The organism is Streptomyces huiliensis, from assembly GCF_020037025.1.
GTDB lineage: Bacteria > Actinomycetota > Actinomycetes > Streptomycetales > Streptomycetaceae > Streptomyces > Streptomyces huiliensis.
This window is the reverse complement of record NZ_JAIQLH010000102.1, coordinates 1-14285: the sequence shown is the minus strand read 5'-3', so window position 1 is coordinate 14285 and position 14285 is coordinate 1. Positions and strand designations below refer to the sequence as shown.

13 protein-coding genes are annotated in these 14285 nt (G+C 72.0%); 4 read left to right on the top strand and 9 right to left on the bottom strand.

Annotation, left to right across the window (positions count from 1 at the left end; translation table 11 throughout):
* Window positions 1-186: 186 nt before the first annotated feature.
* From JNW98_RS19160 to JNW98_RS19150, 3 genes are read left to right on the top strand one after another with little or no spacing between them, the layout of a single operon-like run.
* On the top strand, window positions 187-1425 hold the full coding sequence (locus JNW98_RS19160; RefSeq protein WP_372459278.1) for a cytochrome P450: 1239 nt from the start codon (window positions 187-189) through the stop codon (window positions 1423-1425).
* Between the two features lie 26 nt (window positions 1426-1451).
* Complete coding sequence (locus tag JNW98_RS19155; RefSeq protein WP_223769480.1) at window positions 1452-2093, top strand: ATP-binding cassette domain-containing protein; 642 nt, start codon at window positions 1452-1454, stop codon at window positions 2091-2093.
* Window positions 2090-2884: a hypothetical protein gene (locus tag JNW98_RS19150; protein WP_223769479.1), complete on the top strand. Its 795-nt coding sequence runs from the start codon at window positions 2090-2092 to the stop codon at window positions 2882-2884. The genes JNW98_RS19155 and JNW98_RS19150 overlap by 4 nt, the downstream gene beginning before the upstream one ends.
* 107 nt (window positions 2885-2991) lie before the next feature.
* Here JNW98_RS19150 and JNW98_RS19145 read toward each other — a convergent pair whose 3' ends face one another.
* The 9 genes from JNW98_RS19145 to JNW98_RS19105 all read right to left on the bottom strand — a co-directional run bounded on the left by JNW98_RS19145 (window position 2992) and on the right by JNW98_RS19105 (window position 12681).
* Window positions 2992-3639 carry a response regulator transcription factor gene (locus JNW98_RS19145; protein WP_223769478.1) on the bottom strand — a complete coding sequence of 216 codons (648 nt, stop codon included), beginning with the start codon at window positions 3637-3639 and terminating at the stop codon, window positions 2992-2994.
* Window positions 3627-4865 carry a sensor histidine kinase gene (locus JNW98_RS19140; RefSeq protein ID WP_223769477.1) on the bottom strand — a complete coding sequence of 413 codons (1239 nt, stop codon included), beginning with the start codon at window positions 4863-4865 and terminating at the stop codon, window positions 3627-3629. The genes JNW98_RS19145 and JNW98_RS19140 overlap by 13 nt, the downstream gene beginning before the upstream one ends.
* 71 nt (window positions 4866-4936) lie before the next feature.
* Window positions 4937-7516 (bottom strand): ABC transporter permease, encoded by a 2580-nt coding sequence (locus JNW98_RS19135; RefSeq protein WP_223769476.1) that lies wholly within the window; start codon window positions 7514-7516, stop codon window positions 4937-4939.
* Window positions 7513-8259, bottom strand: coding sequence for an ABC transporter ATP-binding protein (locus JNW98_RS19130; RefSeq protein WP_223769475.1), 747 nt, complete (start codon window positions 8257-8259; stop codon window positions 7513-7515). The genes JNW98_RS19135 and JNW98_RS19130 overlap by 4 nt, the downstream gene beginning before the upstream one ends.
* 132 nt (window positions 8260-8391) lie before the next feature.
* Window positions 8392-9264, bottom strand: coding sequence for an aromatic prenyltransferase (locus tag JNW98_RS19125; RefSeq protein WP_223769474.1), 873 nt, complete (start codon window positions 9262-9264; stop codon window positions 8392-8394).
* A gap of 79 nt (window positions 9265-9343) precedes the next feature.
* A complete protein-coding gene (locus JNW98_RS19120; protein WP_223769473.1) occupies window positions 9344-9772 on the bottom strand; it encodes a nuclear transport factor 2 family protein in 429 nt (142 codons plus the stop codon).
* The gene (locus JNW98_RS19115; RefSeq protein ID WP_223769472.1) at window positions 9769-10737 is read right to left on the bottom strand and encodes an aldo/keto reductase; all 969 of its coding nucleotides are present in this window, start codon (window positions 10735-10737) and stop codon (window positions 9769-9771) included. The genes JNW98_RS19120 and JNW98_RS19115 overlap by 4 nt, the downstream gene beginning before the upstream one ends.
* On the bottom strand, window positions 10734-12002 hold the full coding sequence (locus JNW98_RS19110; protein ID WP_223769471.1) for an FAD-dependent oxidoreductase: 1269 nt from the start codon (window positions 12000-12002) through the stop codon (window positions 10734-10736). The genes JNW98_RS19115 and JNW98_RS19110 overlap by 4 nt, the downstream gene beginning before the upstream one ends.
* Before the next feature lie 73 nt (window positions 12003-12075).
* Window positions 12076-12681: an EF-hand domain-containing protein gene (locus tag JNW98_RS19105; protein WP_223769470.1), complete on the bottom strand. Its 606-nt coding sequence runs from the start codon at window positions 12679-12681 to the stop codon at window positions 12076-12078.
* 486 nt (window positions 12682-13167) lie between these two features.
* On the opposite strand from JNW98_RS19105, the gene JNW98_RS19100 reads away from it, so the two are divergent.
* A partial coding sequence (locus tag JNW98_RS19100) for a transglycosylase family protein (protein WP_223769469.1) occupies window positions 13168-14285 on the top strand: 1118 nt, incomplete at its 3' end.

The window sequence follows — 14285 nt, the reverse complement described above, 5'->3', positions numbered from 1 at the left end:
CTCGGACATCCGGCGTCGCCACCCCGCCTGTGTGCAAGGAGCCCATGCCTCATGAGCGGAACACGATCCGACTTCCGATTCGCGGACGCTTCGGGTGCGTTGCCGGGGCTGGGGCACGCACTGCGCATCTGGAGGACGCCGCTGCCCTTCCTCTGCTCCCTGCCGTCGGAGGGAGATCTCGTACGCGTGCGACTCGGGAGGCAGCCCGTCTATCTCGCCTGCCACCCGGAGCTGGTCGACCAGGTCCTGCGGAACTCCCGCACGTTCGACAAAGGGGGCCCGGCTCACGAGGAGGTGCGCGCGCTCCTCGGGGACGGGATCGTCACCTGCCCGAATGCCGTGCACAAGCGGGTGCGACGCCTGGTCCAGCCGGCGTTCCAGCACACCCGCGTCGCCGGACACATCGCCACCATGGTCGCCATGGCCGACGCGATGACCGGTGCCTGGCGGCCCGGTGTCCCGTTCGACGTGACGCGTGAGATGACGGACATGGCGATGGCGGTCGGCGTACGCGCGATGTTCGCCGCCGAGATCGCGGAGCATCACCGGGACGAGACCCACGCCTGCCTTCAGGCGATCATCAAAGGCATTCACCGCGAGGCGTTCACCTCGGCACTCGGGGCACAGTGGCTGTTCCGCCGTCGTACCCGGCGGTTCCAGCGGGCGCTGGCCCGGTACAAGCAGGTCGTCGACGAAGTGATCCTCGCCTACCGCCGCTCCGGCGCGGAGCACGCGGACATCCTGTCCATGCTGCTGACGGCGCGTGACGATGCCGGGGATCCCATGGCCGACGACGAGGTGCGCGAGAACGTCATCAACATCTTCGCCGCCGCGACGGCACCGGGCCACGCCAGCGCCATGGTGTGGGCCCTGCACCTGCTCGACCGCCACCCGGACATCGCCCGTCGCGTCCTGCGCGAGATCGACTCCGTCCTCGGGGGCGATCCACCCGACGAGTCGGCCGTACGACGCCTGGAACTCACCCGGCACGTCGTACTGGAGACGCTGCGGCTGTACCCGCAGAGCTGGCTTCTCACGCGCTGTGTCGCCGCTCCAGTCGAACTGGCCGGGCGGGCCCTGCCACCGGGGACCAGCGTGGTCGTCAGCCCCTACCTGATGCACCACCAGCCGGGCCTCTTCCCGGACCCCGAGCGGTTCGACCCCGCCCGCTGGGCGGACGGCACCCCCGGCCCGCGCGGGGCGTACATCCCGTTCGGTAACGGCTCCCGCAAGTGCCCCGGTGACACCTTCGCGCTCACCGAGATCGTCGTCGTCCTCGCCCGGGTCCTGCAGAACTGGACCCTCCAGAGGGAAGGCGCGTCGTCGAGCCCCGTCCTGCCCCGGGTCAGCACGATGCTGCAGGCCCCGCCCATGGTGATGACACCCCGCCCGCGCGGCTCCCGCCCCACGGCCACGCATGTCTGAACGACCACGTACACACACGAGGAACCATGCCCCTTCCTCCGCCCACGCCCGGCAGTACCGCCCTCCGCGCGCGGGACATCCACAAGGCATTCGGCAAGCGCGTCGTCCTGGCCGGCGTCGACCTCACCGTCCGAGCCGGGCAGACCGTCGGTGTCGTCGGGGAGAACGGCGTCGGCAAAACCACCCTCCTGCGCATCCTGTGCGGTGACCTGCGCCCGGACAAAGGCACCGTCACCGTCGACGGCACGATCGGCCACTGTCCCCAGCACCCCGTTCTCAACAACGCCCTTACGCCGCTCCAGCACCTGCGCCTGTTCCAGGAGGCCTTCCGCCTCCCGGACCTCGACCGTGCCCACGAGCTGGTCGACCGGCTCGCCTTCACCGACCACCTTCACGTCCCCGTCAAAGCCCTCAGCGGCGGCACACGGCAGAAGCTCAGCCTCGTCCTCACCCTCATGAACGATCCGGACGTAATGTTGCTTGACGAGCCCTACCAAGGCTTCGACTGGCAGACATATCTGGCATTCTGGGACCTCGCCGCCGCCCGCCGCGCGGCCGGGCGCACCACCGTCGTCATCTCCCACCTCGCCTACGACACCGGCCGTCTGGACGCCGTCATCCAGCTCGGCCACCAGGCGGCCGGCATGACGAAGGGAGCCGACAGGTGAGGGCCTACCGCGTCGCGGCCCGCTACAACCTGGCCGAACTCGCCAAGAACACCCTCGCCGCTCTGCTGCTGGCCGTCCTCATCCCCCTATGGATCCTCGCCGCACCGCACGTCTTCGCGCCCGCCTCGCTGACCTTCCGGCTGCGCGCGACCGGCCGGACGCTCACCGCGCCGACGGACCACGTGGGCATGGTCCACGGTTGCCTCGGCGTGGTCATGCTCCTGATGGCCTTCCTCACCTTCAGTGCCGCCCGCCAGGCCGGCCCCTTCGACCGCCGGCTCACCGCCGCCGGCTACCCGCGCACCCCACTCCTCCTGGCCAAGGCGACCTCGCTGCTCTCGGCCGCCGCACTCGTCGCCCTGTACACCACCGCATGGACGCTGGCCGTATGGTCGCCCCACCACCCGGTGCTCCTGTGGCTCGGGCTGTTCACCGCGTGCATGGTCTATGGCGCGCTCGGACTCGTCCTCGCGCTCTTCCTGCCCGGTGAACTCGAAGGCATGGTCGTCATCTTCGTCACCAGCAACCTCGACCTGTTGCCGCAAAGCCCCCTGGTCAATCCCGACCCGCACGGGTTCCTGAGCCCCTTGCTGCCGATGTACGGCCCGATGCAGACCTGCCTCGCCGCCGGCCTTGCTCCCACGGCCCCGGTTCGGCCCGTAGGCGCAAGCCTCACCTGGACAGGGGCCCTCACCCTCATCGCTCTTCTTGCCTTCTGGATCCGCACCCGCGAGCGGAAGTTCAGTAACAAACGACAACCGGAACCCGCTGAACGTGACCGCTGTTCGTGAACACGCGGAAGTGCCCGCGAAACCGCGGAACCTGGAGCAGAGGTCATGGCAGGGGCGGCCGGGGCGATGGCTTCGTTCACCGGGGCGGCGGTGATGGGTCAGGTGGATCAGGCGTTGAGGTAGGTGAGGACGGCCTGCACGCGCCGGTGGGTGTCACTGGTGGGCGGGAGGTCGAGTTTGGCGAGGAGGTTGGAGATGTGTTTCTCGACGGAGACGGGGGCGAGGACGAGGCGTTCGGCGATGGCGGAGTTGGACAGGCCCTGGGCCATGAGGGCGAGGACTTCGTGTTCGCGAGGGGTGAGCCGGGCGAGACGGTCGTCCTGGCTGTGGCGGGCGAAGATCTGGGCGACGACTTCGGGGTCGAGGGCGGTACCGCCGGCGGCGACGCGTTCGAGGGCGTCGAGGAAGGCGTCGATGTCGGTGACGCGGTCCTTGAGGAGGTAGCCGACGCCGCCGTGGCCGTCGGCGAGGAGCTCGGCGGCGTAGGTGCGTTCGACGTACTGGGACAGGATGATCACCGGTGGCGGCGGGGTGTGGCGCGCGCGGATCTCGATGGCGGCGCGGAGTCCTTCGTCGCGGAAGCCGGGCGGGAGACGGACGTCGATGAGGGCGAGGTCGGGGCGGTGGGTGTCCACGGCGGCGATCAGGTCGGGTCCGGAGTCGACGGCGGCCAGGACGTCATGGCCGGTGGCGGTGAGCAGGCGGATGAGTCCTTCGCGCAGCAGGAGCAGGTCTTCGGCGATTACAAGGCGCATGGGATCTCCGCGTGGACGGTGGTGGGGCCACCGGTGGGGCTGGTCAGGGTAAGGGTGCCGTCGAGGGCTTCGACGCGGCGGCGCAGTCCCATCAGGCCGGAGCCGTCCGGGTCGGCTCCGCCGTGTCCGTCGTCGGTGACGGTGACGGTCAGGGTGCCGTCGGGGCGGGTACGGACGGTGACGGCGGCCGTGGTGGCGTGGGCGTGTTTGGTGATGTTGGTGAGGGCTTCCGCGATCAGGAAGTACGCGGCGGCCTCCAGGGCGGGTGCCAGGCGCCGAGGCAGCCGGATGTCCGGGGAGACCGGCAGGGGGTGATCGGCGAAGAGCGCGGTCAGGGCGCCGTCCAGGCCGCGGTCGGTGAGGATCGGGGGATGGATGCCGCGCACGAGGTGGCGTAGCTCGTCCAGGGCCGCGTTGACGTCGGCGCGAGCCGCGGTGAGGTCGGCGCGGGCCTGGTCCGCGGCCGGTCCGAGGGCCTTGAGGCGCCGCTCCGCCAGGGCGAGGGTCATGCCGAGGGCGACGATGCGGGCCTGGGCGCCGTCGTGGAGGTCGCGTTCGATACGGCGCAGTTCGGCGGCCTGGGCGTCGATGGCGCGGCTGCGGGTGCGGGCCAGGTGGTCGGTGCGTTCGGTCAGTCGCTGGGTGCGGCCGGGCTTGAGCAGCCCGGCGGCCAGCCGGGCCTGGCCGGCGGCCAGGGCACGTACGAGCCACGCGGCGCCCGGCAGCAGGAACAGCGCGGCCAGCGCCGTCACCGCCTGCCTTCCCGGGGTGGTCAGTGTCATGAATCCCGGATCGCCGCGGCGACCCGGTGGAAGGGCCCAGGCCCAGGCCGGTGCGGTGAGGGCCGCCAGGTCCACGGCGAGGACGACCACGGCGAGGACGGCGCAGACCACGGTCAACGGGAAGAGGATCGTCAGCCAGGCGGTATCGCGCCAGGTGGCGGGATGGGCGGCCCGTTGCCGGGCCCGGGCGGAGACGGCGGCCGCTTCGGCGGCCGGGTAGGGCGTGGGAATCCGGGCGGGCAGGACGAGGGCGGCGCGGCGCCGTTCGAGTCCGGCGAGCCGGCGCGCCGTGGAGGTCGTGGCCAGGAAGGCCGGGGCGCCCAGGTGGGTGACGGCCAGGAGCGCGCAGCCGGTGACCCCGGCCACGACGGTCACCAGCGCCCCGACGCCCGCGACCGGGCCCAGCAGTAGGTAGTGCAGGGACCGGACGGTGCGCTGGACCATGTCCCGCACTCTACGAACCCCCGGCCTCACGACGGCGGCACGGGTTCCGGCCGCCGCCTCGCGTGTCGGCCTCACCGCTCGCTCCGTCCGCCACCGGCCGCCGCGGTGCGCAGGACCAGGCGGGTGGGCAGGGCCGCGGCGGCCAGACCGAGCAGGCCGGTACCGGCGAGGAGCCCTGTGTACCAGAGGGGGTCGACGATGATGCGCCACCGGCCGTCCTGGGCGCTGCTGAACGTTCCCACGACCACCGCGGCGATCCCCGCACCGACCGCGAGGCCGGCGGTGGTCGTCAGTGCCGCTTCCCGTGCGGCCATCGCCCGGACCTGGCGGGCGGTGGCGCCCAGCAGCCGCAGAGCGGCGTACTCGCCGCGGCGGCCGAGGGCGGCCATGGCGAAGGTGTTGAGGACGGCGACGGCGGTGAAGACGACGGAGATGCCGGTCAGCAGGCGCAGCGCCGCCTGCTGGGAGGCGTCTTCGGCGTCCCGGCGGCCGTCTGCCGTGCCGCCGTCCGCGGACAGGTGCGGGAACCGCGCGCGCAACGTCTTCATGGCCGCGGGGCCGGGATCCTGGCCGAGGTACACGGCCGACAGCAGGGGCCGGGGAGTGTGCGCGGCGGCCAGCGGGCCGGGCAGTACGACGTCGCCGAACCCGGCGGAACGGGCGTACAAGGCCACTACCGGCCGCGAGACGCGCGTGCCGTCCGGCAGCCACAACCCGACCGTGTCCCCCACCCGCCAGTGCTGGGTGCCGGCGAGGTCCGTACTGACCGCCACCCCTTCGCCGAGCCCGTTCAGGGCACCGCGGGTGACCTTCAGGTCCAGGACGCCGCCTCCGGTGCGGTACAGGCCCTGGGCGGGGTAGTGCTGCGGTCTGCCGCCCTCGCGGACCATGACCTCGCTCGGCAGGGTCGCGTCCGCGTCCCGTACCCGCGGCGTCCTGGCCGCCTCCTCGTAGGCGCCCAGCGGCAGACCGGGACCACCGGCGGCGGTCAGGGTCTCGCGGGCGGCGGCGACCCGGGCCCGGCCGGTCTGGGCCGTGAGGTCGCCGAGGAGGGTGGAGTTCAGCAGCATGGTGGCGTTCAGGGCGAACAGCAGCGCCAGCGGCATCGCCGCCCCCGCCGCACGCAGCGGGAAGCGCCGGGTGTTGGCGGCGGCCAGACGGCCGGCCGCTCCCGGCAGGAGACCGCCCAGCACGGCACCCACCGCCCGTACCAGCCACGGCCCCAGGGCGGCGGCGGCACAGATCAGCAGAGCGCAGCCGATGAAGCCCATGCCCACACCGATCCCGCCGCGCATCGGCGTGAACACCAGCACCGCCGCCGCGCCCGCGACGAGCACCGCCCCGGTCAGCAGACGCCATGCCCTGCCGCCGGCCGGGGCCGCGGCCGACTCCCGCATCGCCTCCGCCGGCGCGATCCGGGCCACTCGCCGTGCGGCGAAGTACGCCGCCAGCCGCGCCACACCCACCCCTGTGCCGGCCGCGAGCAGCAACGGCACCATGCCGCCGTGCGTGTGCAGGGAAGCGGGGACGGCGCCGGTGGCCACGAAACGGTCACGCATCCAGTGCGCCGACCACAGCCCCAGCGGGGTCCCCACCACGGCGGCGACCACGCCCACCGCCCACGCTTCCAGGCCCATCAGCCGGCGCACCTGGTGCGGCGTGGCGCCCAGGGTACGGAGCAGGGCCAGTTCACGCAGGCGCTGCCGGGCGGCGAAGGCGATGGTTCCGGCGATGACGAACAGGGCGGCGAACACGGTGATGCCGGCCATCGAACCGAACACCCCGACCGCGCCGGTGTAGCTGACCAGCGCGGTCGGAGCGTCGGCCTGTACCCGCTCTTCGCCGGTGAGCACCCGCACGTCCGCTCCGGCGGCCGACCGGACGTCGTCCAGCACTTCGTCGCCGTCAGCACCCTCGGAGAAGTGCAGGGCGAGCGCGGTCGCATCCCCCGGCTGGGCCAGCCGCCCCGCATCCGAGGCGGAGAAGAACACCGCGCCCTGCGAGGGGAGTTGCGGCCCTTGGGCGGTGGCGACGATGCCGGCGAGGCGGAAGGAGGTGACCTCCTGCGACAGGGCCATGCGCACCCGGTCCCCAGGGTGCACGCCGGCGCGCCGGGCCAGTCCGGCGTCGAGCACCACCTCGCCGTCACGGGGTGCGTGGCCGCTGAGGAGCCGGAACGGGGTCAGGGACGCCGACGTCCAGGGATGCCCCATGACCGGCGCCCCGCCCGTCCCGCCACCGACCGGATCGCCACCGGCCCGATCGCCACCGACCGGATCGCCACCGGCCGGATCGCCACCGACCGGATCGCCACCGGCCGTGAGCGGCTGGGCGTGGAACGCCACGTCCTTCGTCACCCGCGCCACGCCGGGCACCGTGGCCAGGCGGTCGGCCAGACCACTCGGCAGCGCGGGCGCACCGGACAACGGGCGGCTCTTGGTCTTGTCCCCGTCGTGCACGCTCACCTGGCGCCGGGCACTGACCACGGCGTCCGCGGCGGCGTACCGGTCGGATCCGGCCGGCGAGGACAGGGCGGAGAACAGCAGCGTGCCGCAGGCGGCGATCAACGCCACCGCCAAGGCGGTGCCGGCGAAGGTCCCGGCGAAGGACCACCAGCGATGGCGCACGGTGGCGAGGGCGAGACGGATCATCGGGCGCTCAGCTCCGTCATCACGGCGGCGACCTCCGCGGCCGAAACGTCCTGGAGGGAGGAATGGACCCGGCCGTCGGCGAGGAAGAGGACCTGGTCCGCCCAGGCGGCGGCGGCCGGGTCGTGTGTGACCATGACCACCGTCTGGCCCAGCTCGTCCACCGCCTCCCGCAGCAGCGCCAACACCTCGTGCCCGGCCGACAGGTCCAGCGCTCCGGTCGGCTCATCGGCGAAGAGCACCTGCGGTCGCCCGGCCAGCGCCCGCGCGACCGCCACCCGCTGCTGCTGCCCGCCCGAGAGCTGGTCGGGGCGGGCGTTCCGGCGCCCCGACAGTCCCACCCGGGCGAGGACCTCGTCCGCCCACCGCCGGTCGGGCCGCACTCCGGCCAGACGCTGCGGCAACAGCACGTTCTGCCACACCGACAACGCCGGGACCAGGTTGAACGACTGGAACACGAAACCCGCCCGGCGACGGCGCGCACGCGTCAACGCCGGCTCCCGCAGCGCACCGATGTCCTCCCCGGCCAGCCGGACCCTCCCGGCGCTGGGGCGCTCAAGACCCGCGGCACAGTTCAGCAGCGTCGACTTCCCGGACCCGGAAGGACCCATCACAGCCGAGAACGTCCCGGCCGACAGCCGTGCGCTCACTCCCCGCAGCGCGGGCGTCCCACCACCGCCGGGGTACGTCTTCGACACATCTTCCAGCTCGACCGCGGCGGCCGCCGAATCACTCGCGAGGTACATGATCCCAGCCTCGCCGGAACGAAACCGCACGCCTACATGGCCCGCTCGTAATGTGGAGGTAGGGATAGCCCTACCACTCTCGAGCCAGGCGGCGGCGGGCGGCGGGCGGCGAACGGGCCGTGGTTCTCGGCGCTACTGCCGTTCGGCGGGCAGCAGGGCCTTCAGGATCTGCGGCTGATTGCCGAGGTAGTCCGTCGAGATCTTGAAGTTCCGCCCCCTCGCGCTGTAGTCGGGGTAGAAGAGGAAGTGGCGCGCACCGGTGGCGAACGGTGCCTCGTCGGTGAATCTCCTCAGTAGTGGGTGAAGGTGTGCCGGCACCTCGTCCGGTGTGCAGCGGGTGGAGAAGGAGATGCGCGAGGGCGACGTGCCCTCGCGGCCGTAGGGGTAGGTCTCGTAGACGCTGAAGGCGTGGGTGGCGCAGGCCAGTTCCGCTGCCGTCGGGGAGGGGAAGCCGAGTTCGGCGACGAGGTCGTGCATACGGCGGGCGGTCAGGGTGCCCTGCGGGAAGACCTGCGCGTACACGTTGAGGTAGGCCTTGCCGAGGTGGAATCCGACGAGAGTGGCGCGGTCCATGACCCGCTTCACCGCGGCGACGCCGGCGGGAAAGCCCGGGACGTCCAGGAGTTCGTCGATCGGTACCCCGCCGGGGAATCCGGCCCAGATCTTCTCCAGCGTGCCGTCGACGTCGAGGTCGAGTCCCCAGATCAAGGGGAACCGCTCCTCGAGTGCCTTGAGGAGGCGTTCCATGGGAGGCATTCTCCCGGAGCGCAGGCCGGCCTGCCTCGCCCGCTCCAACGGAGGGACCGGCCGCTGGTGGATGAGGCGCCAGCTCAGCTTCCGTGCCGCTTCCGGGTGCGTCGTCGTGCGCATTCCCATCCAGGCGCTGTCCAGGATGTCGTCGAAAGCCTCGACGGAGCGGCTGACGAAGTCGGCGTCGCAGGCGACTCCGGCGATGTGCGCGCAGAGCCGGATGTCCTGCCTCAGCTTGTCTCGGTCGACGTTCACGGGCAGTCCGCCTCTCTTCGGCCGTGTTCGGCGCTTCCCGTGGTTCGGTGCTTCCCGGGACGGGTGCGGCATACGGTGGTCAGGCGGACGCCTTGGGCGGGGTGGGCCGGGCGAAGAGGTCCTGGAGGGCGGCCGGGTCGTAGGCGTTCTCCCAGTGCTCGACGACGCGTCCGTCCGCGAACCGCCACAGCCCGCAGAAGGGCATGGCGAAGGGGCGCGGGTGTGTCGCCCGCAGGACACCGAGGACGGCCCCGAAGTGGTCGGTGGCCGCGATGTGGGACACGTCCATGGTCAGGGTGTGTGCGGTCAGGCGGACGAGGGCCTGTTCGTGGGCGAGTACGGCGTCGATGCCCCGGCACACCGGTGGGTCCTCGGCACGGCGGTCGGCGCGGTGCAGGACGATGTCGTCGGCGGCGTACTCGGGGAACCGCGACAGGTCGGCGTAGATGGCGCGCAGGATCGCCACGTGCGGGTGCTCGGGAGCGTGGGCGGGGTGGGGAGTGGTCACGCGGGCTCCTTCTCGTCCCGTGCGGGAGCGGCGGCAGGGGCGGGGCACCAGGGCCCGGCCTGGGTACACAGGGCTTCGGCTTCCGCCCACTGGGCGTCGGTGAGCCGAACCCGCGAGGCGTCGAGGTTCTCGTCGAGGTGGGCGATCGAGGTGGTCCCGGGGATGAGCAGGACGTTCGGTGAACGCCGCAGCAGCCAGGCGAGGCCCAGCTGAGCGCCGGTGAAGGGGTGGCGGGCGGCGGCCCGGGTCAGGACGCCGTTCGGTCCGACCAGTTCTCCGTGGCCCAGGGGGAACCAGGGGATGAAGGCGATGCCGAGCCGCTCGGTGTGTGCGAGGGCCGCTTCGCCGGAGCGGTCGGCGATGTTGTAGAGGTTCTGCACCGCCGCGATGTCCACGATGCGGCGGGCCTGTTCCAGCTGCTCGACGGTGACCCCGGGTTGTCCGGACAGCCCCAGATGGCGGATCTTTCCTTGCCGTCGCAGGTCGGCGAGGACGCCGAGCTGGTCGGCCAGGGGGACCAGCGGGTCGATGCGGTGGAGCTGGTAGAGGTCGATGCGGTCGCGGCCCAGCCGGTGGAGGCTGAGTTCGACCTGTTGGCGCAGGTAGGCGGGCCGGCCCAGCGCGACGGTGTAGGGCGCGCGGTCCTTGGCGTGTGCCCAGTCGTCGGGCCCGGTGCGCAGCATGCCGCCTTTGGTCGCGATCACCAGGTCCTCGGGGTAGGGGTGCAGGGCCCTGCGGATGATCTCCTCGTTGTGTCCCGGACCGTAGGAGTCGGCGGTGTCGATGAAGTTGACGCCGCGTTCGTGAACCGCGTGGCGCAGGAGACGGATGGCGTTGTCGGGATCGCCGGGCGGGCCCCATACGCCTGGGCCCGTCAGGTGCATGGCGCCGTAGCCGAAGCGGTTGACGGTCAGATCGCCGCCCAGGGTGAACGTCGTGGGCAGTGAGGTCAGGGAAGTGGTCACGGAGTGTCCCGATCCGCGAGGAGGCGGTGAGCGGCGTTCCGGCCGGCGACGAACCCCGCGCCCTGTCCGCAGGCGGGTTCGAAGTACGCGCCGGCGAAGGCCAGGGTGCTGTCGCCGATGTCGGGCAGTCGCGCCATGGCGGCCGCGGCTCCGGGGGTGACGACGGCACAGCCATGGGTACGGGAGTCCAGGACGCGCCGGGGGTCAGGACGTGCCCCGCCCCGGGTCATGGTGGTGAGGTAGGCCACCGGGCCGGGAATCTCTTGTGCGGCGTTGTGGTGCAGGGTGATCTCGGCACGTTCATCGGCGCTTTCATCGGCGCAGGAACCCATGTGGTACGCGACGCTCGCGTCGGCCCCCCGGAGTCGGCTGTCGGTGTGCAGGATCCACTCGTTGTAGTCGTAGGGGATGGCGCCCAGGGCGGTGGACTGGGCGGGGGTGGGATGGGTGAGCATGCGCAGTGCCCGGTCGGCGGGGACCGCGAGGACGGCCTTGTCGAAGTGGTGCGGGGTGCCGGACGCGTCGCGGATGTCGACGCCGGCGGCGGTGCGGGTGACCGCGTCCACCGGGGTGGACAGGCGGAACGCGGCACCATCGGCGAGCCGGTCGACATAGGTGCGGGTACCGCCGGCCATGCGCATCCAGCCGGAGGACGGCATCCCAGGGGACATGCCGAAGCGGAGCGACGTGCCGAACGCGAGGGCTGCCGAGAACCGTCGTGCGGCGGGAGGCGAGACCGCGCGGGCCACACAGATCAGGGGAACCACCACGTGCTCGATGAAGTAGGGAGAGAATCCCCGTTCCCGGACGAGGTCGTCGACGGTCAGTGAGGTCTGCGTCCCCTCCCGCGCCAGGTGTCCGAACTTCCGGAAGTCCTCGGTGAATTTGGTCCGCTTTGCCGACGGGACGTCAGGCCGCGCCGCCGGCCCGTCCGGCGAGGTCGCTCCCGGCCAGGTGAACGAGAACCCGCACCCGCCGCACCGGATCGCAGTGGCGGGAACCCCTTCCGGGACGGGGACCGGGGACGCGCCGAGCTCCTCGCACAGCCTCAGCAATTCCCGGTCGCCGTTCTCGTGCAAGCGGACGACACCGGTATCGATCGCCAGACGTGTGCCGTCAGGGGCCGGTACGTCGACCGTGTGGGCGTTGCCTCCGCTGTGTGGCCCGGCCTCGAACACCGTGACGTCGTGGGACTTTCGGAGCGTATAGGCTGCCGTCAGGCCACTGATTCCCGCTCCGATCACGGCGGTCTTCACCCGTGCCATGGAATCCCTTCTGCTATGACGAATGCGGTGGCCCGGGCTGGAGAAAGCGCAGCCGAGAGGTTCGGCCGGCGGGTCAGTTCCTGGAGGACCAGCCCAGCAAAGTGGCTCCGGGGCTTGTGCGGTCCTGGGTCAGGAAGATGTCACAAGCGGCCTGGACGGCTTCGTCCACACTGATGCGTCCGTCGCCGTTGGAGTCGACTCGCCGAAACGTCTCGACGTGGTGCGTTTCCTGGATCTCCCACGCCTCGCCGAGCCGCTGGATCTCCTCGGAGTCGAGCAGGCCGTCGCCGTCCGTGTCGGCGGCCGCGATCATCGCGCGGGCGACCCGCTCGAATCGGTCGATGTACTCCTGCCCCCTCTCCACCCCGGATTCGACGGCCGCGAGGAATTCCTGGCGGGTCACCTTCCCGTCACCGTCACTGTCGGCGGCCTCCCGGAAGTAGTTCCACCACGCGGCGACGCTGGTGTCGATCTCCTCCGCCTGGGCGGCGTCGACGTTCGGCAGCATCGCGCACACGCGCTGAGCCAGCCGCTGGAAGTCGTCCTTTCCGATGACACCGTCGCGCGTGGTGTCAAGGGTGGAGAAAACCTGGTCGGCGTTGCTCTGCTGAATCTCCCCCAGCATGTCTGCCTCCCTCCCCGATCCGTTTTCCTTTGACCTCTTGACGGCAACCGGCAACCGGCAACCGGCAACCGGCAACCGGCAACCGGTGACCGGCGACCGGCAATCGACAACCGGGGCATATCCGCTGTGAGCAATGGATGCCGCCTCATCCCCGCGGAAACTACCCGTGGCATGTCCGGTCATCCTGCCCCGCCGGGTGGAACACCCCACCGGGTGATGGCACGCAAGGGCGCCCGCGCCCCCGTCGCGCTCCGGCTCACGACGTCACTGCTCGTCGCCGGGATTGGGGGGGCGGCACCTTCCGCCGGCCCGCTCGGGGCGGTGAAGCGGGCCGGCCGCGGGGCCGGCCGGCACCTCCGTCGTCACAACCGCGTGGCGCGCTTCGTCAGTGACGGCAGAGGCGTCGATCGCGCGGCCCCGTACCGCCAGTGCGGCCGGCCGCGGCGGCGGCCTCGGCTGACGCACCCGTCCCGCAGCCGCGACCACCGCGAGGCGTTCCCTCGCGGCGGTGCGCTCTGCGCTCGTCCCCAGGATGTCCCCATGCCCCAAAGACCCCGCGGCACCGTGCGGCGCGCCCTCGCCGCCGTCCTCGTCTCCTCCCTCGCCCCCGCAGCGTTCCTCCTGTCGTCCCCTCCCGCCTCCGCCGCCTCCCTGGAGATGTGGGAGCGGATGGCCCAGTGCGAGAGCACGGGCGACTGGACCGTCGTCAACCCCGCCGGTCCCTACTACGGCGGCCTCCAGATCATGAAGCCCACCTGGGACGCCTACAACGGGCGGGAGTTCGCCGAGTACCCGCACAAGGCGACCAAGAAGGAGCAGATCACCGTCGCGGAGCGGATCCTCCGGGGTTCCGGGGCGAGCCAGTGGGGCGCCTGCGCCCGTCAGAAGGGCCTGGTGAACGACGGCGTCGACCCGTACCCGCGGGCCACTCCTCCCGTCACCCGGGTCACGGGCCCGGAGGACCGCGGCGTCCTCAGCGGTACGGTCACGCTCTCCGCGTCCGTGGCCGAGGAGGAGGGGAAGCCGACGGAGGCCGTCTTCTTCGTGGACGGCCGCGCGGTCGGTACGGCCAGTGGGTCCGGTCCCTCGTACAGCGTCGGCCTGGACACCACGACCCTGGCGGAGGGGCCGCACACCGTGACCGCCCGTGCGGTCAACGACGCGGGCCAGACCGGGCCGACGTCCTCGGGTGTCTCCTTCTTCGTCGCCAACCGGGGCACGGCCGGGCAGGCCACCGGCGACTTCGACGGTGACGGCAAGGCGGACGTCGCGATCCTCTACGGCTACGACCGGGAGGGCGAGGACAACCACACCGCGCTGTGGACGCTGCGGAGCACGGGCCGGGGCTCGTTCGCCGCACCGGTGAAGGTGTGGGACAACCTGGAGGCCGGGACCGGCTCCTGGGACTGGGCCGCCTCCAAAGTCACCGCGGGGGACTTCGACGGCGACGGCCGGACGGACATCGGCGTCCTCTACGACGAGGGCCAGGACGCCGCCGGGAACAACCGCACCGCCCTGTGGACCTTCACCAGCAACGGCCCCCGCTTCGACAAGCCGGTGAAACGGTGGCGGAGCACCCGGTCCTGGGACTGGAAGCGGTCCAAGCCCGTCGCGGCCGACTTCGACGGCGACGGCAGGGCCGACCTCGGCGTCCTCTA